20 protein-coding genes are annotated in these 25,679 nt (G+C 65.3%); 16 read left to right on the top strand and 4 right to left on the bottom strand.

Annotated features, from left to right (window positions below):
• Positions 1-57 precede the first annotated feature (57 nt).
• From EAE28_RS17910 to EAE28_RS17900, 3 genes are all read left to right on the top strand, one after another.
• Entirely contained in the window at positions 58-5,637 is a 5,580-nt protein-coding gene (locus EAE28_RS17910) for a RecQ family ATP-dependent DNA helicase (protein WP_127108816.1), read from the top strand.
• Positions 5,638-5,843: 206 nt separating this feature from the next.
• Entirely contained in the window at positions 5,844-6,239 is a 396-nt protein-coding gene (locus tag EAE28_RS17905) for a (R)-mandelonitrile lyase (protein WP_127108814.1), read from the top strand.
• A gap of 148 nt (positions 6,240-6,387) precedes the next feature.
• The gene (locus EAE28_RS17900; RefSeq protein ID WP_127108812.1) at positions 6,388-6,834 is read left to right on the top strand and encodes a hypothetical protein; all 447 of its coding nucleotides are present in this window, start codon (positions 6,388-6,390) and stop codon (positions 6,832-6,834) included.
• A gap of 139 nt (positions 6,835-6,973) precedes the next feature.
• Here the strand turns inward: EAE28_RS17900 and EAE28_RS17895 are convergent, their stop codons facing one another.
• The gene (locus EAE28_RS17895) at positions 6,974-7,387 is read right to left on the bottom strand and encodes a DUF7282 domain-containing protein (protein ID WP_127108810.1); all 414 of its coding nucleotides are present in this window, start codon (positions 7,385-7,387) and stop codon (positions 6,974-6,976) included.
• A 205-nt stretch (positions 7,388-7,592) separates the two neighbouring features.
• On the opposite strand from EAE28_RS17895, the gene EAE28_RS17890 reads away from it, so the two are divergent.
• From EAE28_RS17890 to EAE28_RS17830, 13 genes are all read left to right on the top strand, one after another.
• On the top strand, positions 7,593-8,102 hold the full coding sequence (locus EAE28_RS17890) for a glutathione peroxidase (RefSeq protein WP_127108808.1): 510 nt from the start codon (positions 7,593-7,595) through the stop codon (positions 8,100-8,102).
• Positions 8,099-9,220 (top strand): acetoin utilization protein AcuC, encoded by a 1,122-nt coding sequence (locus EAE28_RS17885; protein WP_246022437.1) that lies wholly within the window; start codon positions 8,099-8,101, stop codon positions 9,218-9,220. The genes EAE28_RS17890 and EAE28_RS17885 overlap by 4 nt, the downstream gene beginning before the upstream one ends.
• Before the next feature lie 624 nt (positions 9,221-9,844).
• Positions 9,845-10,438, top strand: coding sequence for a hypothetical protein (locus tag EAE28_RS17880; RefSeq protein ID WP_127108804.1), 594 nt, complete (start codon positions 9,845-9,847; stop codon positions 10,436-10,438).
• Between the two features lie 61 nt (positions 10,439-10,499).
• The gene (locus EAE28_RS17875; protein ID WP_127108802.1) at positions 10,500-11,912 is read left to right on the top strand and encodes a pyridoxal phosphate-dependent decarboxylase family protein; all 1,413 of its coding nucleotides are present in this window, start codon (positions 10,500-10,502) and stop codon (positions 11,910-11,912) included.
• Between the two features lie 109 nt (positions 11,913-12,021).
• Positions 12,022-12,780 (top strand): aldolase/citrate lyase family protein, encoded by a 759-nt coding sequence (locus tag EAE28_RS17870; RefSeq protein WP_127108800.1) that lies wholly within the window; start codon positions 12,022-12,024, stop codon positions 12,778-12,780.
• Positions 12,781-12,786: 6 nt separating this feature from the next.
• Positions 12,787-13,686 (top strand): endonuclease/exonuclease/phosphatase family protein, encoded by a 900-nt coding sequence (locus EAE28_RS17865; RefSeq protein WP_127108798.1) that lies wholly within the window; start codon positions 12,787-12,789, stop codon positions 13,684-13,686.
• Positions 13,687-13,797: 111 nt separating this feature from the next.
• Positions 13,798-14,880 (top strand): sensor histidine kinase, encoded by a 1,083-nt coding sequence (locus EAE28_RS17860; RefSeq protein WP_127108839.1) that lies wholly within the window; start codon positions 13,798-13,800, stop codon positions 14,878-14,880.
• 77 nt (positions 14,881-14,957) lie between these two features.
• On the top strand, positions 14,958-15,668 hold the full coding sequence (gene phoU / locus EAE28_RS17855; protein WP_127108796.1) for a phosphate signaling complex protein PhoU: 711 nt from the start codon (positions 14,958-14,960) through the stop codon (positions 15,666-15,668).
• A 9-nt stretch (positions 15,669-15,677) separates the two neighbouring features.
• Positions 15,678-16,370, top strand: coding sequence for a phosphate regulon transcriptional regulator PhoB (phoB, locus tag EAE28_RS17850; RefSeq protein WP_127108794.1), 693 nt, complete (start codon positions 15,678-15,680; stop codon positions 16,368-16,370).
• A 46-nt stretch (positions 16,371-16,416) separates the two neighbouring features.
• Positions 16,417-17,334: an aminotransferase class IV gene (locus tag EAE28_RS17845; protein WP_127108792.1), complete on the top strand. Its 918-nt coding sequence runs from the start codon at positions 16,417-16,419 to the stop codon at positions 17,332-17,334.
• A 255-nt stretch (positions 17,335-17,589) separates the two neighbouring features.
• Complete coding sequence (locus EAE28_RS17840) at positions 17,590-19,563, top strand: heme lyase CcmF/NrfE family subunit (protein ID WP_127108790.1); 1,974 nt, start codon at positions 17,590-17,592, stop codon at positions 19,561-19,563.
• Positions 19,564-19,568: 5 nt separating this feature from the next.
• Positions 19,569-20,027: a cytochrome c-type biogenesis protein gene (locus tag EAE28_RS17835; RefSeq protein ID WP_127108788.1), complete on the top strand. Its 459-nt coding sequence runs from the start codon at positions 19,569-19,571 to the stop codon at positions 20,025-20,027.
• A 72-nt stretch (positions 20,028-20,099) separates the two neighbouring features.
• Positions 20,100-20,876, top strand: coding sequence for an enoyl-CoA hydratase-related protein (locus EAE28_RS17830; protein ID WP_127108786.1), 777 nt, complete (start codon positions 20,100-20,102; stop codon positions 20,874-20,876).
• Between the two features lie 185 nt (positions 20,877-21,061).
• Here EAE28_RS17830 and EAE28_RS17825 read toward each other — a convergent pair whose 3' ends face one another.
• From EAE28_RS17825 to EAE28_RS17815, 3 genes are read right to left on the bottom strand one after another with little or no spacing between them, the layout of a single operon-like run.
• Positions 21,062-21,934, bottom strand: coding sequence for a dimethyl sulfoxide reductase anchor subunit family protein (locus tag EAE28_RS17825; protein WP_127108784.1), 873 nt, complete (start codon positions 21,932-21,934; stop codon positions 21,062-21,064).
• Positions 21,934-22,683 carry a 4Fe-4S dicluster domain-containing protein gene (locus EAE28_RS17820; RefSeq protein ID WP_127108782.1) on the bottom strand — a complete coding sequence of 250 codons (750 nt, stop codon included), beginning with the start codon at positions 22,681-22,683 and terminating at the stop codon, positions 21,934-21,936. Before EAE28_RS17820 ends, EAE28_RS17825 begins: the two co-directional genes overlap by 1 nt.
• Positions 22,680-25,490, bottom strand: a complete 2,811-nt coding sequence (locus EAE28_RS17815) for a molybdopterin oxidoreductase family protein (protein WP_127108780.1) — start codon at positions 25,488-25,490, stop codon at positions 22,680-22,682. Before EAE28_RS17815 ends, EAE28_RS17820 begins: the two co-directional genes overlap by 4 nt.
• Positions 25,491-25,679: the final 189 nt, after the last annotated feature.

Raw genomic sequence — 25,679 nt, 5'->3', positions numbered from 1 at the left:
CTACCACGAAATCAATAGGGCTTTTTTCGGCGCATACTCGTCGTTACTCATAAGTTCATGGAAATGCGTCACAACCAATTAATGTCCCGGTGCCTGTCAATCGATCTTGAAGTCGATCCTTCCAAGGCAAAAATCTTTGGTCTGGCGGCGGTGCGCAGGGATGAACGGCCGGCGCTGAAGACGATGGGAGGAATTTCCGAAGGATTTCTTGATCGGCTCGAAGCGCAGATCGGCGACGTGGCGTATCCGATTGGTCACAATTTCCTCAAGCACGATCTGGAGCATCTTATCGCGAGGCGACCCGGTCTCAGCAGGATTATTCAGGCACCCATCGACACGCTGTGGCTGAATCCACTGGCCTTCCCGCGAAACCCGTACCACCACCTCGTGAAGCACTATCATGACGGACGTCTGGCCACAGGGCATGTGAATGATCCCGAGCTGGACGCACGCCTCGTGTTCGAGGTGCTCGCCAATCAGCTGGATGCCTTTGCTAAACTGGTGGAAGAGGAACCCGACGCGGTGACTGCCTACCACTATCTGACGACGCGGATGGAACGCGCCGGTGGTTTCGACGCCGTGTTTTCCTATCTGCGCGGTCGGAACTGCCCTAGCTATGAAGAGGCGGGTGCCGCGATCACGCGGTTGCTCGAAGGCCGTGCCTGCGGATTGCGTGTCGAACAAACACTGCGACGCCTGAGCAGCCCTCAGAACGGCTGGCCGATGGCCTATGCCCTTTCATGGATTACTGTGGCAGGCGGCGATTCCGTCATGCCACCCTGGGTTCGGGCGCAGTTTCGTGAGGCATCGCTGATTGTCAGGCATGTACGCGACACCTCCTGCAAGGATCCGCGCTGCACCTGGTGCGCTGAGCAGAACGACCCGGTGCGCGCCTTGGAAAGGTGGTTCGGGTTTCCCGGCTTCCGCCCAAAGCCAGTGGATCCCGAGGGACGCCCGCTGCAGGAGCGCATCGTCGACGAAGCCATGTCTGGCAACAGCCTGCTGGGGATCTTGCCGACAGGGACGGGCAAGTCGCTCTGCTATCAGGTGCCGGCGCTGTCACGCTTTGACAAGATCGGCGCGCTGACAGTGGTGATTTCTCCCCTGGTCGCTTTGATGGCGGATCAGGTTCAGGGGATGGAGCGAGCCGGTATCTCCTGCTCCGTCACGATAAACGGCATGATGTCCATGCCGGAACGTCAGGATGCGCTCGACAAGGTTCGAATGGGCGACGCCGGGATCCTCATCATCTCTCCCGAGCAACTTCGCAGTACCTCGATTCGCAGCGTCCTGGCACAGCGCGAGGTGGGTCTCTGGGCGATTGACGAGGCACACTGCGTGTCGAAATGGGGGCATGATTTCCGGCCCGACTATCGCTACCTCGGTCGCTTCATCAGGGAGTTCTCTGGGGATCAGACACCCGCGCCTGTACTCTGCCTCACCGCAACCGCAAAGCCCGAGGTGGTTGCGGATATCATCGAACATTTCAAGACCAAGGCTGGGGTCGAGCTGCTGCCGCTTGACGGGGGTGCTTCACGGACAAACCTGGCGTTCGACGTGCGGCCGACAAACAAGGCCTCCAAACTGTCGGATGTGATGCGCGTCCTCGACGAACTGTTACCGGCCGAGGGGCGCTCCGGAGCCGTCGTCTATTGCTCGTCTCGCAGGGAAACCGAGAGGGTGGCCGAGTTTCTTAAATCTCGACACGTGGAAGCGGCGCATTTCCACGCCGGGATGAGCGCGGATGACAAGCAGGCCGTGCAGGAACGATTCCGTGTGGGTGACTTGCGAGTGATCGCCGCCACAAATGCCTTCGGTATGGGGATCGATAAGCCCGACATCCGGCTGGTCGTCCACGCCGATATTCCGGGGTCGCTGGAAAACTACCTTCAGGAGGCCGGACGCGCGGGACGGGACCGGGAGGACGCCCATTGCGTCTTGCTGTTCTCCGCCGAAGACGTGGAACGCCAGTTCCGTCTGACGGCCAGTTCGCGCCTTGCGCGGCATGAAATCGGGGCAATCCTCAAGGCGCTGCGTCGGATCGACGAGCGGACGAAAAAGACCGGTAAGGTCGTTGCGACATCGGGTGAGATCGTCCGGTCCGAGAGAGATCATGAGTTCGAGCGCGACAGCGCCACGGACGACACCCGGGTCAAGACTGCCGTGTCCTGGCTGGAGGAGGCGCATCTTGTATCGCGGGAAGAGAACCGGGTTCAGGTGTTCCCGTCCTCCCTGCGGGTGCGATCTGTGGATGAGGCGAAGCAGCGGTTGGCCGGGGCAGACCTGACGCTAGCGCATCGCAATGAGCTTCTGGCCATCGTGGCGCATCTGGTGTCGGCCCCGGCTGACGAGGGCGTGTCGACCGATGAGCTTTGCGGGGTGGCAGGGATTCCACCGGGTGCGCTGCCAAAGGCCATGGCGACGCTGGAAACTCTCGGCATCGTTCGCAACGACGTGGCGATGACGGTCTTTGCGCATGTCGGGGTCGCCCATTCCTCGGCGCAGAGACTGTCTCAGGCTTCGGCACTGGAGGGCGATCTGATCGAACTGATGCAGGAGCTGGCGCCGGACCTCGACGACCGAACCCCTGTTCCACTGAATCTTTCTGAAACCTGTCAGCGCTTGCGCGACAAGAACCACGCGGATGTCAGGCCCGATGCGGTCGACAGGCTTGTGCGGGGGATTGCCCTTGATGGCCGAAGCCATGACGGCGGTCGCGGGAACATCTCTTTGCGAAAGGTCGGTCGTAACACGCTGATGGTCACTCTGGTGCGGCCCTGGAAAACAGTTCGGGCAACGGCAAACTTGCGGTGGCAAGCGGCCGAACTGCTCCTGAACTATCTGACAGGCCGACTCGACAAGGGCGTGCGGGGCAAGGATCTTCAGGTCGATACGACAATCGGCGACCTGCTGGCACAGCTGAATCAGGATGCCATCCTGAAGACCAGTGGCATTGCTGACATGACCAAGCTCATGGAGCGGGCGCTTATGTGGCTGCATGAACAGGGCGTGGTGACGCTCGGAAAGGGGCTTACGGTCTTCCGCTCTGCCATGACGGTCTATCTCGATCCGGCAGGGGGGCAGTTCACCCAGACGCATTTCGCACCGCTGGAAGAGCACTACGGCGAGCAGACACTCCAGACCCATGTCATGGTGACCTATGCCGAAACCGGGCTGCGGGCGATGAGCGATGCGTCACGCCTGTCGGAGGATTACTTCCTGCTCAACAAGGAGCAGTTCATGAAGCGGTGGATGCCAGGCATGGGCCGCGAGGTTCGGCGGCAGACCACCACTGCCTCCTGGGCTGCGATCGTCGAGAAGCTGGGCAACAAGATCCAGCAGGAGATCGTGACAGATGACCGGGACCGCACGAACGTTCTTGTCCTGGCGGGGCCGGGATCAGGCAAGACGCGGGTGCTGGTCCACCGGATTGCCTATCTGCTGCGCATGAAGCGCGAAGATCCGCGAGGCATTCTGGTTCTCGCCTACAACCGGCACGCAGCAGCCGAAATTCGCGTGCGGTTGCGTGCTCTGGTCGGGGACGATGCCATTGGCGTCAGCGTCTCGACTTGTCATGCGCTGGCGATGAAGCTGGTGGGGGCCAGTTTCGTAGGTCAGCGGGCAGACACTGAAGATTTCGATGACATCGTCATGGAAGCGGTGCGGCAGTTGGAGGGCGAAGGGCTGTCGAAATCCGAAGCCGAAGCGCAGAGGGACACACTGATCCAAGGCTATCGCTGGATCCTTGTCGACGAATATCAGGACATCGGGCCGGAAGAGTATCAGCTCATCTCGGCAGTCGCTGGCAGATCTCTTGAGGATGCCGACCTGAAACTCAGCCTGTTCGCTGTCGGGGACGACGACCAGAATATCTATGCCTTCAACGGCGCCTCAGTCGGGTTCATCCGCAAGTTCGAAGAGGACTACAAGGCGCGGCCGGCGTTCCTGGTCGAGAACTATCGTTCAACCAACCACATCATTGCGGCGGCCAACGCGGTGATTTCGGCGGCGCCGGATCGGATGAAAGTAGATCACGAGATAAGGATCAACGGAGATCGCAGGAACGATCCCGAGGGCGGAGTACTCAAAAAAGAGGATCAGGTCGGACAGGGCAGGGTCCAGGTGCTGACTGTGCCGGCAGGCGATGCAATTCAGGCAATCGCAGCTGTTGACGAGATGGTTCGGCTGTCGAAGCTGGATCCGGATTGGTCCTGGGCCCGTACCGCCATCATTTCTCGTGACTGGAAGAGGCTTGGCGCTGTCCGGGCCTATGCAGAACAGCTCGGTATCAAGGTCGAATTGGCCAACCAAGACCTGCCAAACATCTGGCGACTGCGCGAGACGCAGGCGCTGGTGTCAGGACTGCGCCGGAGGCAGGGAGAACTGCTGGGCATCGCCGACATCATTGACCTCCTCAACGAGCAATCTGGCAACAAGTGGGTCGACCTGTTGGCTGAAGGCATCGCCGAACTGGCGAGAGAGTTGAAGACCAAGACGATGCCGGTGCCCGATATCGTCGAATGGATCGCCGAATGGTCCCGTGAGACACGGGGCGAGCAGCGCGGGCTGCTCCTGCTAACAGCCCACCGGGCCAAAGGGCTTGAGTTCGATCATGTCGCTATTTTGGATGGCGGTTGGGACCGGGCATCGAAGAACGAAGACCGTGATGCACCGCGCCGACTTTTCTACGTCGCGATGACCCGCGCCAAGAAGGGCCTGATCGTCATGGCCTCGGGAAAGCATGCGTTCCTGAAATCTGGCAATCGCTCAGTCGTTGAGAGACAGGTCGTGCTGCATTTTCCGGCTGAAGGACTCCCTTCGAGGGTCTACTATCTGCCAAACCTCAGACATTCGGACCTGTCGTATGCCGGTCGCCAGGGTGATTTGCACGAGGTTCACCGCGCGATCCAGGAATGCCGGGTGGGCGACCCGCTGCATCTGGAGTACCGAGCCCCTACCTGGGTGTTGCTGGACCGACATGGCCGCCTGTTGGGGCGCATGTCGAAGTCATGGGAGCATCCGCCGGGGCAGGTCCTGCTCACTGGTTCAGTTGGAGCTGTTGTCCAGTGGCGCAAGTCCGATGGGGACGAGCAATTTGCGCACTACGCGCGTCGAGATGCCTGGGAGACTGTCCTGCCTGAGCTGGTCTTTGCTCCTCAGCGACCTGTGGGCTCTGCCGAGACGGTGCCCGCCACAGCAGCCAAGAGTGTTTTTGTTCTGTCTAACCCACAGTCTAACCCAGCCAGCTGTTCTGGGGTCCCTACCGCGCAGCTTGCGAGAGCGGTCAACTCCGATGATCCGGATGCGCTCGCCGCGCTTGCGCAGCGCATCCACCATGAAAGCCGGTCGTGGGACGAATTGATCAACAACTTTAAAGACCGGGGCCTTGATGTGGTGCCCAAGGGTGGCGGCCTCGTTCTTAAGGACGGGACCGATGGGCGCGAGCTTTGCAAGATGTCTGCATTGGGCCTCAGCTACAGGGAGATGGTGCAGGGCTTTAAGGCAGGGTTTCCCGGCCATCCGTCTCCCGCCATGGCGGACTACGCGCTGGGCAAGAAGAGAGCAGGTGCGCCGACGCGACAAAGGCGCAGCAAGCCTTCGGACGAAGAAGATGACTTCGACATCATCGATGAGTGAAATCGCGAGCGCGCTCATCGCCGGGCTGGCCGCGCCTGTTGATGCTACGCAGTGGCCCTCTGCACAGGCTGATGGTCCGGTATTTCCCTAAAGGGTTTGACGATTTAAAGAACCGATGGAAGCCGCCGATGGACATTCGCGCAAGGCTTGCACACACTGGCAGCCGCCGTGAGCCGGCAGGCTCGCCCCCTTCAGCAGGAGACCCCATGCGTATCATGCGCGCCGGAACCGCCCCGTCGAAAACGGGGCCAGAGGGTTATTTCACCGGCGCTGTGCGCCTTGATCCCCTGAATACTGCCGACGCTCCGGGTACGGTGATCAGCGTCCGGGTGACGTTCGAGCCGGGCGCGCGCACGGCGTGGCACACCCATCCGGCGGGCCAAACGCTGATCGTCACCGAAGGCTGTGGCCGTGCCCAGCGCGAGGGTGGCCCGATCGAAGAAATCCGACCCGGTGATGTGGTGTGGTTTGCGGCGGGCGAACGCCATTGGCACGGGGCAGGGCCGGACACGGCGATGACCCATATCGCGTTTCAGGAGGCCATCGACGGCGTCAGCGTCGACTGGCAAGAGCACGTCTCGGACGCGGACTATACCGGGTAACCCCCGCGCTGCGTTTCTGAATTGGTTAACCTTTCGGCATCTCCGCATAATTGCGCGGCCTGGGCGGGGCAATGCGCGTCGCATGCTTGACCGCTCGATGTGCCGCAGTGCAGCATCGAGCAGTGGCACAAGGCGGGAGTGACAAGGCATGGCGCACGGTTTTTCGGCTCTGGTTGCGCGCGGACCCGGCGATGCCGTGGCCGCCGCAAAACTGGGTCTCACCCTGCTCGACGCGGGCGATTTCGTGGTCGTGGCGCTGAACCCCGATCTGGCACGTGCCAGCGCGCGAAAGCTGGAGGTCGAGGATCGACAGTTGTCTGACATGGCCCCCGACAAACCCGTCACCCTGCGCTTTGCGTCGGAACTGGGGCTGGACCCGGTCGCCTTGATCCACACCGAGGATCTGGACAACGACAGCGTCCAATGGGCGACGGTATATCACGGTTGCGAACGCACCATGCCGGTGAGCGCAGGGCACGCCAGTGTCAATGCCGCGCTCGAGCGGGTCGGCGTGCGCCCGGATGCCGGGTGGGACGCCTTCGACACCATCGGCCTGACAAGACTGCTGCCGCAAGGCCTGCCTGTCGCTGTGTGAGCGTGGCGCTTCTGCCCCGGTCCGGCACGAAAATACCGGGCCGCTGGGGGCGGCCCGGTGATACTCGGTACAGGACATTCACTCGTGATCAATCACTCGTTACGCAAGCAAACCGCTGCTGACCTGGCGGCGGTAATCCTTATTCGGCGGTGATCACCGTCATCACCAGATTGCCGTCAATGCGCAGCGGGCCATCCTCGGACGCGCCAAGGGTGTATTCAAAGATACCGGTCGACATGCCGCCTGCTTCGCCATGGACCATGAGCATCAGCATATCGCCGGGGGCGACGGCTTCGGTCAGGATCGCCGCGACATCCGTGGTCTCGCCTTCGCGGATCGGGGCATAGGCAACCACCGGGCCGGGGCGCATTTCGGCGTCAGTGCGATGGACGACCATCCAGCCATTCGCGGGAGCGACGATCTTGGTCGCGCTCACGACGCCATTGGCCACGCTCTGGTTCGAGGCTTCAACCATCGGCGCCATGTGATCGTCGGCCAGCAGGGGGGTCGCAGCAAGGGTCGTGGCGAGGGTGGCAAGGGTGAAGAGTTTCATCGGTGCTTCCTTTGTTTGGACCATTTTGCGATCGTGTGAGGAAGGTACGTAAGGTTTTCAGCACAAGTTTCAGGGACGAAAACTTTTTTCACCAATTTTTTGCGGCGGTCTTCTGGTACGGGGTTCTGGCTTGTCTGAGGCTTTCGACGCTCTACCCTTTGAATGCGGGCGACGTGCGCGGCCCGCGTTTGCAATGGTCCTCGTCATGCGTTTCCTTGTGTCTTTCTTCCTGCTTGTGCTGGCATTGCCTGCACAGGCATTCACCTTCACCGCCATTGACGGCGCGACCTACGATCTGGACGACTGGCGCGGCCAGCCTGTGCTGGTGGTCAACACCGCCTCGCTGTGCGGCTTCACGCCGCAATACGCCGATCTGCAGGCGCTCTTTGAGACTTACGCCCCGCGCGGGTTGGTGGTGTTGGCGGTGCCGTCGGATGATTTTCGTCAGGAACTGGACGATGACCATGCGGTCGAGCAATACTGCCGGATCGAACTGGGCGTGGATGTGCCGCTGACGCGCATCACCCCGGTGACCGGGCCAGAGGCGCATCCGTTTTACCGCTGGCTGGCGCAGGAACACGGGGTTGAACCGACGTGGAATTTCAACAAGGCGCTGATCGGGCCGGACGGATCTCTGCTGGGCTTCTGGGGCTCGACGACGCGCCCGACCAGCGACCGCATCACCCGGCTGATCGAGGCCAATCTGCCGGACTGAGGCGTCCGCGCTTCATCGGGTCCGAGATTTACCGCGCCGAACCCTTTGGCGGGCATCATCCGCTGGCAATCCCGCGGGTTTCGACAGTGATGGATCTGGCGCGGGTGTTGGGGTGGTTGCCGGGGGCGGTCTATATCACCAGCCCGCGTGCGCGCCCTGCGGCGCTGATGGGGTTTCACACGCCGGACTATTTGCAAGCACTGCTGACGGCCGAGGCCGAGGGCGTGGTGGATGAGCCGACGCGCCTGACCTACGGGCTGGGTACGCTGTCGAACCCCGTGCATCCGCTGATGTACCGCCGCCCGGCGACCAGCGCGGGGGGCGCTATGCTGGCGGCCGAGATGGTGCGGGGCGGCGGCGTGGTCCATGTGCCGGGGGCCGGGACGCATCACGCGATGGCCGGGCGGGCGAACGGGTTTTGCTACCTCAATGACGTGGTGCTGGCGCTGCTGCACCTGCGCAGGCTGGGGCTGCGGCGGCTGGCTTATGTCGACATCGACGCGCATCACTGCGACGGGGTGCAGGCGGGGTTGGGCGGGGATCGCGACATGCTGCTGATCTCGGTGCACGAGGATGGGCGCTGGCCGTTCACCGGCGCGCTCGAGGATGACGGCGGCGGCAATGCGCTGAACCTGCCGGTGCCGCGCGGGTTCAACGACAGCGAAATGGCGCATGTGCGCGACCGGTTGATCCTGCCGGCGCTGGAGGCATTCCGGCCCGAGGCCATCGTGCTGCAATGCGGGGCGGATGCGGTGCTGGAAGACCCGCTGTCACGGCTGGCGCTGTCAAATGGCGCGCATCTGGCGGTGGTGAAGGCGGTGCAGGGGATGACCGACCGGCTGATCGTGACCGGGGGCGGGGGCTATAACCCGTGGTCGGTGGCGCGCTGCTGGACCGGGGTCTGGGCCACGCTCAACGGGTTCGACGTGCCAGAGCGGCTGCCACCCGAAGCGGTCGCCCTGATGGACGCGCTGGTCTGGCCACGCCGTGCAGCCGGTCGCAACCCGCCAAAAGCGTGGTTCGAAACGCTGCTGGACGCCCCGCGCGCGGGCGTGGTGCGTCCAGAGGTTGAGACGGGCGTTGCGGTACTGCGCGACCGGATCGCCGGGATGGTGTAAGCGACGGTGCGCTGAAGCGCACCCTACACCGTTTGCAACGCCACGCCCAAGGTGCCGGTAGGGTGCGCTTGAGCGCACCGTCGCGGGTTGGTCTAGGCCGGGTGAATGATCAGCGACGTGATGGCGTAGATCATGAATAGGGCGATGCACGCCAGGAAGATGGTGAGTCCGGGGTATTTGAACATGCTGTCCTCGCAAGGGAATGAGTGTGGCTCTGGCGAAGGACAGGCAAGGGTGGCGCACGGGCAAAGGCGCGCGCGTAGGGGTAGTCGAGGACAGGATCTGCAAGGCACGGCTGCAGGCTCAGACGCGCGCTGAGGGCAGGGTGGGGTGCAGTTGTCGCGACCGGCACAAGCGCGGGTAGCGGCGGAGTTGAGGGTGTCGGGTGTTTGTCGGAGGCATCGGCAACCGTGATCGCCGTCAGCGGCGCGATGAGCGCCTGCGCCTCGGACCCCGGCGCAAAGCGTCCGGGCGCTGCCATCAGCAGCACCAGCAGAGCCAGCGGGACAAGACGCAGCAGTTGCGCCATCATGGGGACACCGGTTGAGTCGAACAGTCAGAAACCCAGCGCCTTTTTCGCGCGCTTCGCAAGACCCCGTCGCTGGTTTCACGAGGGCGTGAAAGATGCCGCATCAGAACCGTGTCGATCCTTTGGGCCAGTGTCACGCCGTGCCACAGCGCGGGGTGTGGTTCGGGAACCGGGGGTGCCTGCATGACGCGGGCGGCAAGATCCGGCGCTGGTATCCGGTCAAGCGGTGGATCACCTGCGTGACCGACTTCAAGGGCCGCAAGCGGGCATTGTTGCAGCCCGGGCGTTATACCGAGTTGTTTTTCCTTGATGAAGCCACCGCCTATGCGGCGGGCCACCGGCCCTGTGCCGAGTGTCGCCATGCCGATTGGCTGCGGTTTCGGGCGCTGTGGGAAGGCGAGTATGGCGAGCGCCGGGCTGATGAGATCGACGCGCGGCTTGATGCCGCCCGGCGCAACGGGCGCGAGCGGCGGCTGGTCGAGGTGGCAAGCAAGAGTGTGCCTGAGGGAGCGATGATCCTCAACGAAGAGGTGCCGGTGTTGCGCACCGAGTCGGGCTGGTGGCACTGGTCCTTCGACGGGTACACCCCCGCACCAGCACCCGGTGCGCGCGTTTCGCTGTTGACGCCTGAGCCGCTTGCACGGCTCATGACGCTTGGATTGCCGGTACAAATCGCGCTGTCTGAATGATTGCTTTGTTCAGTAATATGTGGTTGTGTCCCGGCAACACGGGGACAGGAGGAGACGACGGATGAGCGATCAAAAGCCACGGCTCGATTGGGACGAATTCACCCGGCTGGGGGCCGAGATTGCGCAATGGGGGGCCGATTACCACCGCGGTCTGGCCGAGCGCCCGGTGCGCGCGCCGCTGACCCCCGGCGCTGTCGCGGCGCGCTTCCCCAAGAGCCCGCCAGAACAGGGTGAGGGGCTGGACGGTATTCTGGCCGAGCTCGATGAGAAGATCGTTCCCGGTTTGACGCATTGGCAGCACCCGCGCTTCTTTGCCTATTTCCCGTCGAACGCCACGCCGCCCTCGATGCTGGCCGATTTCGTCGCCTCGATCGTCGCGCAGCAATGCATGCTCTGGCAGACCTCGCCCGCCGGGACCGAGGTGGAAACGCTGATGTTGGACTGGCTGCGGCAGGGGCTGGGCCTGCCCGAGGGGTTTCATGGGGTGATCCAGGACTCGGCCTCGTCGGCCACCTTGGCGGCGGTGCTGACCATGCGCGAGCGGGCGCTGAACTGGGCGGGCAACCGTGAGGGGTTGCCGGGGCAGGCGCGGGTGCGGGTCTATGCGTCGAATGAGGTGCATACCTCGGTCGACCGGGCGATCTGGGTGGCGGGGATCGGGGCCGAGAATCTGGTGCGCATTCCCACGCAAGGGCCGCTGCGGGCGATGGACCCCGGCGCGCTGAAAGCGGCCATCGCGGCGGACCGCGCGGCGGGGTATCTGCCTGCGGGCGTCGTTGCCTGTACCGGCGGCACCGGGACCGGGGCGTGTGACGATCTGCGCGATGTGTTGGCGGTGGCGCGGGACGAGGGGCTGTATAGCCATGTGGACGCCGCATGGGCAGGGGCGGCGATGATCTGCCCCGAGTTCCGCACGCTGTGGGAGGGTGTGGAACTGGCGGATTCGGTGGTGCTGAATCCGCATAAATGGATGGGGGTGCAGTTCGACTTCTCGGCCCATTATCTGCGCGACCCCGAACCTTTGGTGAAAACACTGGCGATCCAGCCCGAGTATCTGAAGACCCATGGCAAGGACGGGTTCGTCAACTATTCCGAATGGTCGGTGCCGCTGGGTCGTCGGTTCCGGGCGCTCAAGCTGTGGTTCGTGCTCAAAGCCTATGGGCTGGAGGGGCTGCGGGCGGTGCTGCGCGATCATGTGACGTGGTCGCAGGCGCTGGCCGAGGTGCTGCGCGAGGATGCGCGGTTCGAGATCGTGACAGAGCCGGTGCTGTCGCTGTTCACCTTCGCGCTGAAGGGGGCGGATGATGCGGCGATGATCGATTTCGTCAACCGGGTGAATGAGGACGGGCGGATCTATGTGACGCAGGGCAAGACCGCCGGGCGGATTGTGGTGCGCTTTACGGTTGGCAGTTTTGCCTGCACCGAGGCGGATGTGGTGCTGGCGGGCGATGTGCTCAAAGAGCTAGCCGGGTAGGGCGGCGCTCGGGGGCATCGAGCCCCCTCGCGCCGCGCAGGGGGCGCTGCCCCCTACGGCCTGACGGCCTACCCCCGGGATATTTTTGGACAGAAAAAAGGGACGCGGGATGGAGACGAACAAGTTCAAAGCGGCATTGGCGGCGGGGGAGACCCAGATCGGCTGTTGGGTCGGGCTGGCGGATGCCTATGCGGCAGAGATCGCCGGGGAGGCGGGGTTCGACTGGTTGCTGATCGACGGCGAGCATGCGCCCAACGATATCCGGTCGATCTCGGCGCAGATTGCGGCGCTGGGGCGTTCGGGCTCGCATCCTGTGGTGCGTTTGCCGGTGGGCGAGACCTGGCTGATCAAGCAGGCGATGGATATCGGCGCGCAGACGCTGCTGATCCCGATGGTGGAGAGTGGCGCGCAGGCGGCGGAGCTGGCGCGGGCCATGCGCTATCCGCCCGAGGGGATTCGCGGCATGGGGGCGGCGCTGGCGCGGGCCTCGCGGTTTGGTGGCATCGCGGGCTATGCGACGAAGGCGAATGCCGAGGCCTGTCTGCTGGTGCAGGTCGAGACGGTCGCCGGGCTGGAGGCGCTGGACGCTATTCTGGCGGTCGAGGGCGTGGACGGGGTGTTCATTGGTCCGGCGGATCTGTCGGCGGATATGGGCTTTCCGGGGCAGCTGGATGCGCCCGAGGTGCTGGCGGCGATCAAGGACGCCTTGGGCCGTATCCGCGCGGCGGGGAAGGCGGCGGGCATCCTGTCGGGCAATGAGGCACAGGTGCGCGACTGGATGGCGCAGGGGGCGAATTTTGCCGCTGTGGGCATCGATGTGGTGCTGCTGGCGCAGGGGTTGCGCACCCTTGCGGCCAAGTTCCGCTGAACGCGCATGCGGGTTCTGAGCTTCAACGTGCAGAACCTGCGCCTTCGCACGCCCGGCGGGGCCGAACGGCTGGACGGGGCGCGCGACGGGGGCGCTCCGCAAGACCCGCTGGACTTTGCCGACCGTCGCCTCACGGCGGCGGTATTGGCGCAGGCGGATGCGGATTTCTGTCTGTTGCAGGAGGTGTTCGACCGCACCTCGCTGGACTATTTCCACGATCATCTGTTGCGCGGGGCGGGGGCTGCGCTCTGGCCCTGGCGTGCCTGTCTGCCCGGCAATGACGGGGCCGGGCGCGATCTGGCGGTGCTGGCGCGGCGGCCCTTTGCAGCGCAGAGCCATGCGCGGTTGTTGCCCGCCGATCTGGTCTTGCAGGGCCAGGCGGGGACGCGGGCGGATCTGCCGGTGTTCAGCCGCGATTGTCTGGCCGTGGCGCTGGGTGGCGTGGCGCTGTACGGCGTGCATTTCAAGGCGCCGGTGGCGGATCTCGACGCTGCGTGGACCCGGCGGCGGGCCGAGGCGCTGGGCGTGCGGCGGTTGATCGAGCAGCGGTTTGACGACCCGGCCACGGCCTTGTGGCTGGTGATGGGCGATCTGAACGATCCGCGCACCGACCCTGAGCGGGCGGTGGCGCCGCTGCTGGCGCCGTTTGGTGTCGACCTGACCGAGAGGATGCCCGAGACCGAGCGCTGGACATGGTGGCAAGCGCCGCGCGCGCGCGGCTGCCCGGATGCGATGATCGCCTCGCCAGCCCTGGCCGCGCGCTGGCCGCGAGCCGTCCCGCAGGCGATCCGCATCGGGATGAGCCGGGACGCGGGCGGTACTCAGCCGCGACTGGCGGATGTCGGCGAGGCGCGGCCGCATGCCAGCGACCATGCAGCGCTGGTGCTGGATTTGCCCGGATTGTGAGCCTTCGTGTGACGGCGCGTCATGGTTCTGTTACAACCCGCTGCGACAACCCAGCAACACCCGCCGATGACCATGATCCCCAGCCCTGACAGCAGATCGACGCGCACCGCCATGACCGCAGACCTTGCCCCTTGCAGCGCGCTGCTTGACGCGATGCCCGACCCCGCGCTGCTGGTCGGGCCGGACCGGCGCATCCTGATGGCCAACCCGGCGGCGCGCGAGCTGTTTGCGGCGCCGCTGGTCGGGGCCTCGGCGCTCAGCTACATCCGCCAGCCCGAGCCCGCTGCCGCGCTCGAGCGCGGCTGGGCGCAGATGGGGGCGGGACAGCCGCCCGCCGACCGTCCCACCGCGCCGATCGAGGCGCGGATGATCCAGACCACGCCCACCGGCGAGACGGTGCTACGTGTCACCGTTGCGCCGCTGATTGCCGCCGGGGTCCTGCCAGCGATTCTGGTCACCCTGCGCGACATCAGTCAGGTCGAAGAGGCCGAGCAGCAGCGCCGCGATTTCGTGGCCAATGTCAGCCATGAGATGCGCTCGCCGCTGACTGTGCTGGCCGGGTTCATCGAGACGCTGAAAGGCCCGGCCAAGGGCGATCTGGCGGCGACCGAGACGTTTCTGGACATCATGGAGCGCGAGGCGCAGCGGATGACTCGGCTGGTGAGCGATCTGTTGTCGCTCTCGCGCGTCGAATCGGAAGAGCGGGTGCGGCCCCGGACGCAGGTTTCGCTGTCCGAGGTGCTGCGCGCGACGCTGGCGGCGCTGCGCCCGCAGGTCGAGGATGCGGGGCTTTCCGTCGATTTTCAGGACCTTCCCGACGCGCCGACCATCCCCGGCGACCGCGATCAGCTGGTGCAGGTGTTCCACAACCTGATTGAGAACGCGTTGAAATACGGCGCTTCGGGCGACAGGATCGAGATCAGCCTGAACCGGGTCGAGTCGCTGCCCGGTCTGCCCGGTCCGGTGCTCAAGGTCTGCATCCGCGATTTCGGCGATGGCATCGACGCGATCCACCTGCCGCGCCTGACCGAGCGGTTCTACCGCGTCGACGGTCACCGCAGCCGCGCGATGGGGGGGACCGGTCTGGGCCTCGCCATCTGCAAGCATATCGTCAACCGCCACCGCGGACGCCTGTCGATCCGCTCGACCCGCGGCGAGGGCAGCACCTTTGTTGTCTCGCTGCCGATCAGCTGAGGCCCGCCACGCTGGACCTCTGTCACCGAACCGTCACAGAATGCCGTTAGGCTTCGCGCAAACAACCGAGAATGCCCATGACCCGCCTTCATATCGACTCAGCCTTTGATGATGACCTTGAACGCATCCGCGACCTGATGCTCGCCATGGGCGGACGGGTCGAGGAAGCGATCACGCTCTCGGCCCGTGCGCTGGACGAGCGCGACGAGGATCTGGCCCAGCAAGTGGTCGCCGGTGATCGCGCCATCGACAAGCTGGAAGAAGAGATCGACAGCCAGGTGGTGCGCCTGCTGGCGCTGCGTCAGCCGCAGGCGGGCGATCTGCGCGCGGTGATCGCGGTGATGAAGATGGCCGCCGACATCGAGCGGCTGGGCGATTATGCCAAGAACATGGCCAAGCGCGTGCCGGTGCTGTCCGCCGATCCCCGGATCGAGGGTGCAGGCTCGGCGATCCGGCGTCAGGCGCGTCAGGTCGGGCAGATGCTCAAGGACATGCTCGACGCCTTTGCCCGTCTCGACGTGGCGCTGGCCGAGGATGTGATCCACCGTGACGTGGAAGTCGATCACATGACCAACGCGCTGTTTCGGGAATTCATCACCCATATGATGGAAGATCCGCGCAACATCTCGGCCTGCCTGCATTACACCTTCATTGCCAAGAACGTGGAACGCATGGGCGATCTGGTGACCGGGGCCGCCGAACAGGTGATCTTCCTGGCGACCGGCGAGCGTCCGGGCGACCGTCCCAAGGGCGATTCGACCGCCACCATTCACGTACAGCCCGACTAAGGAAATCCCATGAGCCGCAGCGATACCCCGCTGGTGTTGGTCGTCGATGACGAACCCGCACAGCGCGCGCTTCTGTCGTACAACCTCGAAGCCGCAGGGTTCCGCGTTGCCACAGCCTCGGATGGCGAGGAGGCCCTGCTGGTCGTCTCGGAGGAGGCACCCGATGTGATCCTGCTCGACTGGATGCTGCCCCGCGTCTCGGGAATCGAGGTCTGCCGCCAGCTCAAGGCGCAGCGCGGCGGGGCGGATGCGGCGATCATCATGGTCTCGGCCCGGTCAGATGAAAGCGACCGGGTGCGCGGGCTGGAGACGGGGGCGGATGATTATATCACCAAGCCCTATTCGGTGAACGAGCTGCTGGCCCGCGTACGCGCCAACCTGCGCCGGGTGCGCCCGGCACGCGCGGGGCAGGTGCTCGACGTCGGCGATCTGACGCTGGATCCCGAGGCACACCGCGTCCACCGTTCGGGCGCCGAGCTGCATCTGGGGCCGACCGAGTTCCGCCTGCTGTCGGCGCTGATGGAGAAACCGGGGCGCGTGTGGACCCGCGAGGCGCTGCTCGACCGCGTCTGGGGGCGCGACATCTATGTCGATACCCGCACGGTCGACGTGCATATCGGGCGTCTGCGCAAGGCGCTGATGGCGCAGGGCGGCGATGATCCGATCCGCACGGTGCGCGGCGCGGGCTATTCGCTGGATTGACATTCCGCTGCTGCCCGGCTCGGATCGGGCAGCTTTGAGGAATGCCATGACCGACACAACCACCACCGCCGCCCAAGGGTACGTCCCCGATCCCCGCAATGATGCCGTGCTCGTCTGGGTGAACGGTGACCTTGTGCCCAAGGCGCAGGCCGTGGTCAGCGTGTTCGACGCGGGCTTCGGCTTTGGCGATGGCGTATGGGAGGGGCTGCGACTGGTGCGTGGCCGTATCCTGCAACGCGAGGCGCATCTCGACCGGCTGTTCGAGGGCGCGCGCGCGATTGCGCTGGAGATCCCGCAGGGGCGCGAGGGGATCAACGCGGCCATTGACGGTGTGCTGGCCGCGAACGGCATGACCGACGGCGCGCATCTGCGGCTGATGGTGACGAGGGGGATCAAGGCGACGGCCAATCAGGACCCGCGCTTTATCCTGTCGGGGCCCACGGTGGTGATCACCGCCGAATACAAGACGCCCCGGCCCGAGAGCAAATCAAAGGGCCTGACGCTCTTCACCTCGACCTTCCGCACCTCGCAGCCCGATGTCTTCGACCTTCACCTCAATTCGCATTCCCGGCTGAACCTGATCCAGGCGCTGATTCAGGCGATCAACGCCGGCGCGGATGAGGCGCTGATGCTCGACCCGCGCGGGTTTGTGGCCTCGTGCAACTCGACCAACTTCTTCATTGTGCGCAAAGGGGAGCTGTGGACCTCGACCGGCAGCTACTCGTTCAAGGGCATCACCCAGCAAGCCGTCATCGACGCCGCGCGCGCCGCTGGGATTACCGTGCGTGAATGCGACTACACGCTGGCGCAGGTTTACGCGGCGGATGAGGCGTTTGTCACCGGCACGCTGGGTGGCGTCACGCCGGTCACGCGGATTGATGGCCGGGTGATTGGTACGGGCGCGCCGGGTGCCATGGCCGACCGCATCCGCGCGCTGTACGAGGCGGCGGTGTACCCGGCCTGAGACCGGGCAGGGGGGCCAGCCCCCCGTCGCCAGGGCGACTCCCCCCGGAGTATTTGCGACAAGATGATGCGCAAGGTTAACGGATCGTCAACGCCGCCCCAACTTTATGCTTCAAATATCCTCGGGGGTGAATTTGCGCAGCAAAGAGGGGGCAGAAGGCCCCCTTGCCCGGCCCCCCCCCCCCGCGCGCCGGTGTCGCAGGTGCCGCACGCCTTCGTGCTTTGCGAGACCTTCCGGGCAGGCTATAGCTGAGCCATGATCGTAGAACTCGGACACTTCGCCCTCCTCCTGGCCTTTGGCCTGTCATTATTGCAAACCGTGGTGCCGCTGGTCGGCGCACAGCGGGGCTGGGCCGATTGGATGGCTGCCGCCAGTCCCATCGCCAGCACGCAATTCGTGCTGATTGCGCTCAGTTTCGGCGCGCTGACCTATGCCTTCGTGACCTCGGATTTCTCGGTTGTGCTGGTGGTCGACAACTCGCACACGCTTAAACCCCTGATCTACAAGATCTCGGGCGTTTGGGGCAATCACGAGGGATCTCTGCTGCTCTGGGTGCTGATTCTGGCGCTGTTTGGCGCTTGTGCTGCGTGGTTCGGCGGCAATCTTCCCGCGACCCTGCAAGCGCGGGTGCTGGCAGTTCAGGGCTCGATCGGGGCGGCCTTCATGGCGTTCATGATCTTCACCTCGAACCCCTTCCTGCGCACGCCCTTCCCGCCCTTTGACGGCCACGATCTGAACCCGCTGCTGCAGGACCCGGGCCTCGCCTTTCACCCGCCGTTTCTGTACCTCGGCTACGTCGGCCTGAGCATGGCGTTTTCCTTCGCTGTTGCCGCGCTGATCGAGGGCAAGGTTGACGCTGCCTGGGGCCGCTGGGTGCGCCCCTGGACGCTGGCTGCCTGGATCTGCCTGACCATCGGCATCGCGCTGGGATCGTGGTGGGCGTATTACGAGCTGGGCTGGGGCGGTTTCTGGTTCTGGGATCCGGTCGAGAATGCCAGCTTCATGCCGTGGCTTTTCGCCACAGCGCTGCTGCATTCGGCCATCGTGGTTGAAAAGCGCGAGACGCTCAAGGCCTGGACGGTGCTGCTGGCGATCCTCGGCTTCGGCTTCTCGCTCATGGGCACGTTCATCGTCCGCTCGGGCCTGATCACCTCGGTCCACGCTTTCGCCAGCGACCCCGAGCGCGGGATCGTCATCCTGCTGATCTTCGCCGTCTTCGTCGGCGGCTCGCTGACGCTTTTCGCGATCCGCAGCTCGGCGCTCGAGGCCAAGGGCGTCTTCGGGCTGGTCAGCCGCGAATCCGCGCTGGTGCTCAACAACGTGCTGCTGGCTGTGGCGTCCTTCGTCGTTTTCGTCGGCACCATGTGGCCGCTGATCTCGGAGATGGCCTTCGACCGCGTGCTCTCGGTCGGTGCGCCGTTCTTCGATGCGGCCTTCACGCCCTTCATGGTCGCGCTGGCCATTGCGCTGCCCATCGGGGCGGTTCTGCCTTGGAAACGCGGCAAACTGGCGCGGGCGGCGCGCAGCATGGTCGGGCCTGCGGTGCTGGCCATTGCGCTGGGTGCGCTCGCCTTCACGCTGCAAACCGGGCGCAGCGTTCTGGCGCCCATCGGCCTGACGCTGGGTGTCTGGCTGGTCACCGGCTCGCTGGTTGATCTGTGGATGCGCAGCGGGCGGCAGGGCTTTGGCGACCGCGTGCGCCGCGTGCTGCGCCTGCCGCGCGCCGACTGGGGCAAGGCGATTTCGCATTCAGGGCTGGGGATCACCATCTTCGCGGTTTCTGCGGTGCTGGGCTGGTCGAGCGAGGATATCCGCGTGGCCCATGTCGGCGAGAGCTTTGAGCATGGCGGCTATACGATCACGCTGACCGGCGTCGAGCGTGTGGCGGGACCGAACTATATCTCGACCACCGGTCATGTCGAAGTCCGTGACGGCGAGCGGTTGGTGACAATGCTCGACCCCGAAAAGCGCGTCTATCCGGCAGCGGGCATGCCCACGACCGAGGCGGCGATCGACGTGTCCCTGACTCGTGATCTGTATATCGCGCTGGGGGATCCACAGGAGAACGGGGGTTGGGCGCTGCGCACCTATGTGAAGCCCTTCGCCTTATGGCTCTGGGCCGGGGCGATCATCATGGGGCTGGGCGGGCTGGTGTCGCTGTCGGACCGCCGGTTCCGCATCGCGGCAGGGGCGCGCAAGGCGCCGCTGGCTGCGGCACCGGCGGAGTAACGGCGATGCGCGCGTTTGTCCTGTCCGTGATGCTTTCACTGGCTGCCCCGCTGATGGCGGGGCCGGCGCTGGCGGTGCAGCCCGATGAAGTTCTCTCGGACCCGGCGCTTGAGGCGCGGGCGCGGGAGATCACCTCGGAATTGCGCTGCGTGGTGTGTCGCAATGAGAGCGTCGACGATTCCACCGCCGACATCGCCCGCGACGTCCGGCTGATGGTGCGCGAGCGGCTGGTGGCGGGCGATACCAACCCAGAGGCCATCCAATACATGGTCGACCGGTTTGGCGAGTATATCCTGCTGAACCCGCGCGCCAGCGGGACGAATCTGATCCTGTGGATCTCGGGGCCGGTGCTGTTGCTGGCCGGGCTCGGCATCGCCTTTGTCGCGATCCGGCGGCGCAAACCGGCGACAGAAGTGCTCAGCGCCGAGGAAGAAGCGCGGCTGAAAGACCTGCTGCGCGACTGACGCAAGGTTGCGGCTAGGCGCGGGGGGCGCGCTGCGGCTAGTCTGCGCGCACATGCCCAAGGGAGGCCGGCTATGATCTACAAGACCCTGAGTGTCAGCGACGAGGGCGGTATCGGCATCATCACGATGAACCGCCCGACGCTGATGAACGCGCTCAACGCGCAGATGCGCGCCGAGATCACCCATGCGGTGCGCGATCTGGGCGCGCGGATGCGGGTGCTGGTGCTGACCGGCGAGGGGCGGGCTTTCTGCTCGGGGCAGGATCTGGGGGACGGGGCCTCGGTCAATGACCTCGATCTGGGGCGTATCCTGCGTGAGGAATACGAGCCGATGCTGCGCGCAATCCAGGAGTGCCCGGTGCCGGTGATCTCGGCGGTCAATGGGGCAGCGGCAGGGGCAGGGGCCAATCTGGCGCTGGCTGCGGATGTGGTGATCGCCACGCAATCGGCGGTGTTTTTGCAGGCGTTCACGCGGATCGGTCTGATCCCGGATGCGGGCGGTACCTATTGGCTGCCCCGGCTGGTGGGCTTTGCACGGGCGATGGGGCAGGCGCTGTTCGCCGAGCCGGTGAGCGCGGACAAGGCGGCAGAGATGGGTCTGATCTGGGCATCGATCCCCGACGATCAGTTCGCCGCCGAGTGGAAGAAGCGCGCGGCCCAGCTGGCCAATGGCCCGACGCTGGCCTACGGCGCGGTGAAACGCGCGCTGCGTGAGAGCCTGGGGAACGATCTGGACGCCCAGCTCGATACCGAGGCGCGGCTGCAGGGCGAGATGGGCGCGACGCGGGACTTCCGCGAAGGGGTCATGGCGTTTCTGGAAAAGCGCCCGGCGAAGTTCGAGGGGCGTTGAGCGCGGACGGGGGCGCTGCCCCCGCCGGGCCGTTCCGGCCCGCCCCCGGGATATTTAACAGAGCAAAGAGGGCGCATTAGCCTTTTGTTAACCATGCCTTCTTTGCTCTTGAAATATCCTCAGGGGGTGAATGCGCGTCAGCGCAGAGGGGGGGCGAGCCCCCCCTTGCTTCATTGCCGCAAGCCTCAACGCTGGCCGTAGTAGAGCCCGACGGTGTGCTCGGCTTCGGCAAAGAACAGCCAGCGGGCGGTGAGCAGGCCAAGGATGTGGCTGATCACCGCGAGGGTCAGAGCGGGCCAGCCCGGCAGGGTCCAGAGCAGCAGCGCGGGCAGGATGCAGGCCAGAACCAGCGCGATCGCCCGCAGTTTCAGCGCGTGCCGGCGGGCCACGACATAGACCATTTCCTTGAGCAGATAGTTGCTGCCGGTATGCGGCGGCTCGAGCAGGCGTGTGCTGCCGAGCGCGCCCAGTCCGGTTGCCGTGCCCAAGGTCGACCCGCGTCGGGCAAACTGGCGGTCACCGAGCATCCAGTGCAGGGCGAAAGCCACCGCCAGCCATGGCAGCAGCATCTGTGCCAACAGGGTCTGGGTGCTGAGCAGCGCGCCGCCGGTCAGCGCGGCGGTCAGGAAGACCAGCGGCGTGGTCCAGTGGTTCCAGCGCGGCACGGTGCGCAGTTGCGCGTAGATCATCGCGGTGGCCAGCACGGTCAGCAGGCACAACACCGCCGCTACGACGCCGACGCCCGGCAGCGCGTGGCCCCAGAACACCAGCCCTACGGCATAGGGTGCCATGACCAGCAAGGCGGCGGCCGAGAGCACCGCTTCGCGCGACAGCCAGCTGGTGGACCATTGGGTGAAGGCCCGGAGCGCGCGCTCGGGGTGGCCGAGGTGCAGGGCCGAGGCGGCGAGACCGGCCAATGTCAGGCCATAGCCCAGCCCGAACCAGAGAAACGCCAGCAGCCCGCGTGGCACGACAACGCCGAAGCCGAGGAACGCCAGCAGCCCGAGGCCGAGGCCTGACAGCGTGGTAAACGCGATGATCGAGGGGGCGGGATGCATCAGAACCTCGACAGGGTGCGGTCGACCCAGCCCAGAAAGCCGGTCAGTGCTTGCGGTGTCGGCTCGCAGAGCGCGGCCAGATTGGCGGGCGGTTCCTGCAGGGTATCGCGGGGCCGGGGCGGCAGGTATTTGTTGACCGGGCGCGTGCCCAGTTCCGGCATCAGGTCCATTCCGCCGCGCGCCAACACCAGCTGCGAGACATCGCTGTCGGGGTCGCCCAGATCGCCAAAATGGCGCGCACCGGCTGGGCAGGTGCGCACGCAGGCGGGTTCGCGGTCTTCCTCAGGCAGGTTGTCATTATAGATCCGGTCGACGCAGAGCGTGCATTTCTTCATCACCCCCGCCATCGCATCCAGTTCGCGCGCGCCGTAGGGGCAGGCCCAGGCGCAGAGCCCGCAGCCGATGCAGGCGTCTTCGTTGACCAGCACGATGCCGTCCTCGGCCCGTTTGTAGCTGGCACCTGTGGGGCAGACGGGGACGCAGGGCGCATCCTCGCAGTGCAGGCAGGATTTGGGGAAATGCACGGTAACCGGCGCGCCCAGATCCGGCGTGACTTCGTAGGAATGCACGCGGTTCAGGAAGGTGCCCGACGGGTCCGCGCCGTAAGCATCGGTATCCGACAGCGGCGCGCCGTAATTCTCGGTGTTCCAGCCTTTGCAAGACACCACGCAGGCGTGGCAGCCGACGCAGGTGTCGAGGTCGATGACCAGACCCAGCTTCACGGCTGAGGGCGGGGGCAGGGCGGTCATGCTTTCACTCCGGTCTGGCGGCACACAGTGGCCGGGCCCTCGCCCACCGGTGAGGTTTGCGGCGGCAGGGCGGGTTCCGAGGGGCCGTGCGCCGGGGCCTTCTCAATCCGCACGCGCAGGTCGAACCATGCGGCCTGTCCGGTGACCGGGTCCGAGTTGCTCCAACGCTGGCCGTCGCCTTTTTCCGGCAGCAGCTCGCTGATCAGGTGGTTGAGCAGGAAGCCCTTTTCCGCCTCGGGCGCCTTGGGGTCCAGCGCCCAGGCGCCGCGCCGCTTGCCGATGGCGTTCCACGTCCACACGGTGTGCGGGTTGAGCGCATCCATCCGCGCCACGGGCAGCTTGATGCGGCCATGCGGCGAGGTGAGCCAGGCCCAGTCGCCCTCGGCAAAGCCGTGCTCCTCCCACAGCTTGCGCGGTACGAACAGCGGGTTCATGCCGTGGATCTGCCTCAGCCACGCGTTCTGCGAACCCCAGGAATGATACATCGCCGCCGGGCGCTGGGTGAGCGCGTGCAGCGGGTATTCGGCGGGGTCGCTCAGCGTGTCCCCAAAGGGCGGATACCATAGCGGCAGCGGGTCGAGGGTTTGCTTGATCCGGTCGCGCAGGTGCTCGGGCGGTTGACGCTCGCCATGGCCTTCGGCGGCCAACTGGAAGCGGCGCAGGGGTTCGACGTAGAGGTTGAACAGATAGGGCATCGGCGCATCGACCAGCCCGCGCGCGACGATCCATTCCTGATAGGCGGCGTTCCACGGTTTGAAAAACTGCGCGCCGTGCGGGACATGGGACGTGAAGAAGCCGCCGTTGTAGATATAGCGCTGGATCTGGTCAGGGTTGGGCGCGCCGCGCCCTTCGCCGGTGCCATCGCCGCGCCAGCCGGCCAGCGGGCCGACACCGGGGCGGCGTTCGTGGTTGGTCATGTAATCGGCGTAGTCGCGGTAGCGCGCGCTCCCATCCTCACGCACCATCCCCGGCAGGCCCAGCCGCACGCCAAGGTCCAGTAGCACCGACTGAAAGCCGCGCACATCGCGGTCCGGTTCGACCACCGGCCAGCGGATCGCGTCGGCCATGGCATCGGGTTCGCAGATCGGACGGTCGAGCAGGCTGATGCAGTCGTGGCGCTCAAGATAGGTCGTGTCGGGCAGCACCAGATCGGAAAAGGCCACCATTTCAGACGAGTAGCTGTCGGAATAAATGATATGCGGGATCACGTAACCGCCGCTGTCATTGGTGTCGGTGAGCATCTGCATCACCTGCGCCGTGTTCATCGACGAGTTCCACGCCATGTTCGCCATGTAGAGAAACAGCGTGTCGATCTTGTAGGGATCACCGGCATGGGCGTTCGAGATGACCATGTGCATCAGCCCATGCGCGCTCAGCGGGTTTTCCCAGGTGAACGCCTTGTCGATGCGTTTGGCCGAGCCGTCATCATTGATCAGCAGGTGTTCCGGCCCCAGCGGATAGCCCAGATGCGGGCCGTCCAGCGGTTGGCCGGGGGTGACGCCGGCGTGGGGTCGGGGGTGAGCCTCGGGTGGTTTGGGATAGGGCGGCTTGAAGCGGTAGCCGCCGGGGGTCTCGACGCTGCCCAGCAGGATCTGCAGCATGTGCAGGGCCCGGCAGGTCTGGAACCCGTTGGAATGCGCGCTGATACCGCGCATGGCGTGGAAGCTGACCGGGCGACCGACCATGGTTTCATGCCGCTGGCCGCGAAAATCGGTCCAGGGCTGGTTGAGGGTGATTTCCTCCTCGAACGCGACGCGGGCGATCTCGGCGGCGACGGCGCGGATGCGTCCGGCGGGGATGCCGCAGCGCTCGGCGACAGCCTCGGGCGCGTGGGCGGGGTCGAGGTAGCGCGCGGCCATCAGGCGCAGGACGGTGCTGTGGCCCTGCCACTCGGCGGCGGGGTCGGGCTGCACGCCGGGGGCGTTCCACGGAGCCGGTTTGCCGGTGCGGCGGTCCAGCACCAGCGGCGTGCCCGTACCGTCGCGCAGGAACAGGCCCTTTTCGGCCCCCTCGGCGGCATTCACCAGAAACGGCGCGTTGGTGTAGCGGATGAGATAGTCGAGGTCGATCTTGCCCAGCCGGAACAACTCGTGAACCAGCGCCAGAATGAGCAGCCCGTCGGTGCCGGGCGTCACCGCCAACCAGTCGTCGGCGATGGCGTTATAGCCGGTGCGCACCGGGTTGACCGCGATCACCCGCGCGCCGCGTTCCTTGAGCTTGCCCAGACCCATCTTGATCGGGTTGGAATCGTGATCCTCGGCCACCCCAAAGATCATGAACAGCTTGGTGCGCTCCCAGTCGGGCTGGCCGAACTCCCAGAACGCGCCGCCCATGGTATAGATGCCCGCCGCCGCCATATTGACGCTGCAGAACCCGCCGTGCGCGGCGTAGTTCGGCGTGCCATAGCTCTGCGCCCACCACGAGGTGAAGCTTTGCGACTGATCGCGCCCGGTGAAGAAGGCCAGCTTTTCGGGCGCCGTATCGCGCAGCGGCTTGAGCCACGAGGTTGCCAGCGTCAGCGCCTCCTCCCACTCGATTTCCGTGAACTCACCCGATCCGCGCGGCCCGACGCGCTTGAGCGGCTTGCGCAATCGGGCAGGGCTGAGGTGCTGCATGATCCCCGCTGAGCCCTTGGCGCAGAGCACACCCTTGTTAACCGGATGGTCACGGTTTCCCTCGATATAAGCGACCTGACCTTGCTTGAGATGCACGTTGATGCCGCAACGGCAGGCGCACATATAACAGGTGGTTTTGCGGATCTCGTCCGAGACGGGAGGCGACAGATCGACGATGGGCTGGCGATTCATGGCGGGCTTTCTCGGGGGCTGGCCAAAGCGGTGTTTGGCCAAAAACCTGTGTCGCCAACGTTGTGGCATGGAATTCCATGCCGTTCTAGCCCGCTGAACCGGCGGCCCGGTAGTGCCAGTTTGGTCTGGCGGGTCAGTCCAAGGCGCGGGCAAAGCCCGTGACGGCTTGCCCGGGGCACGGCGGTGAAA

It is taken from the genome of Pararhodobacter zhoushanensis, assembly GCF_003990445.1.
Taxonomy (GTDB): domain Bacteria; phylum Pseudomonadota; class Alphaproteobacteria; order Rhodobacterales; family Rhodobacteraceae; genus Pararhodobacter; species Pararhodobacter zhoushanensis.
This window is presented reverse-complemented; position numbering and strand designations above follow the sequence as displayed.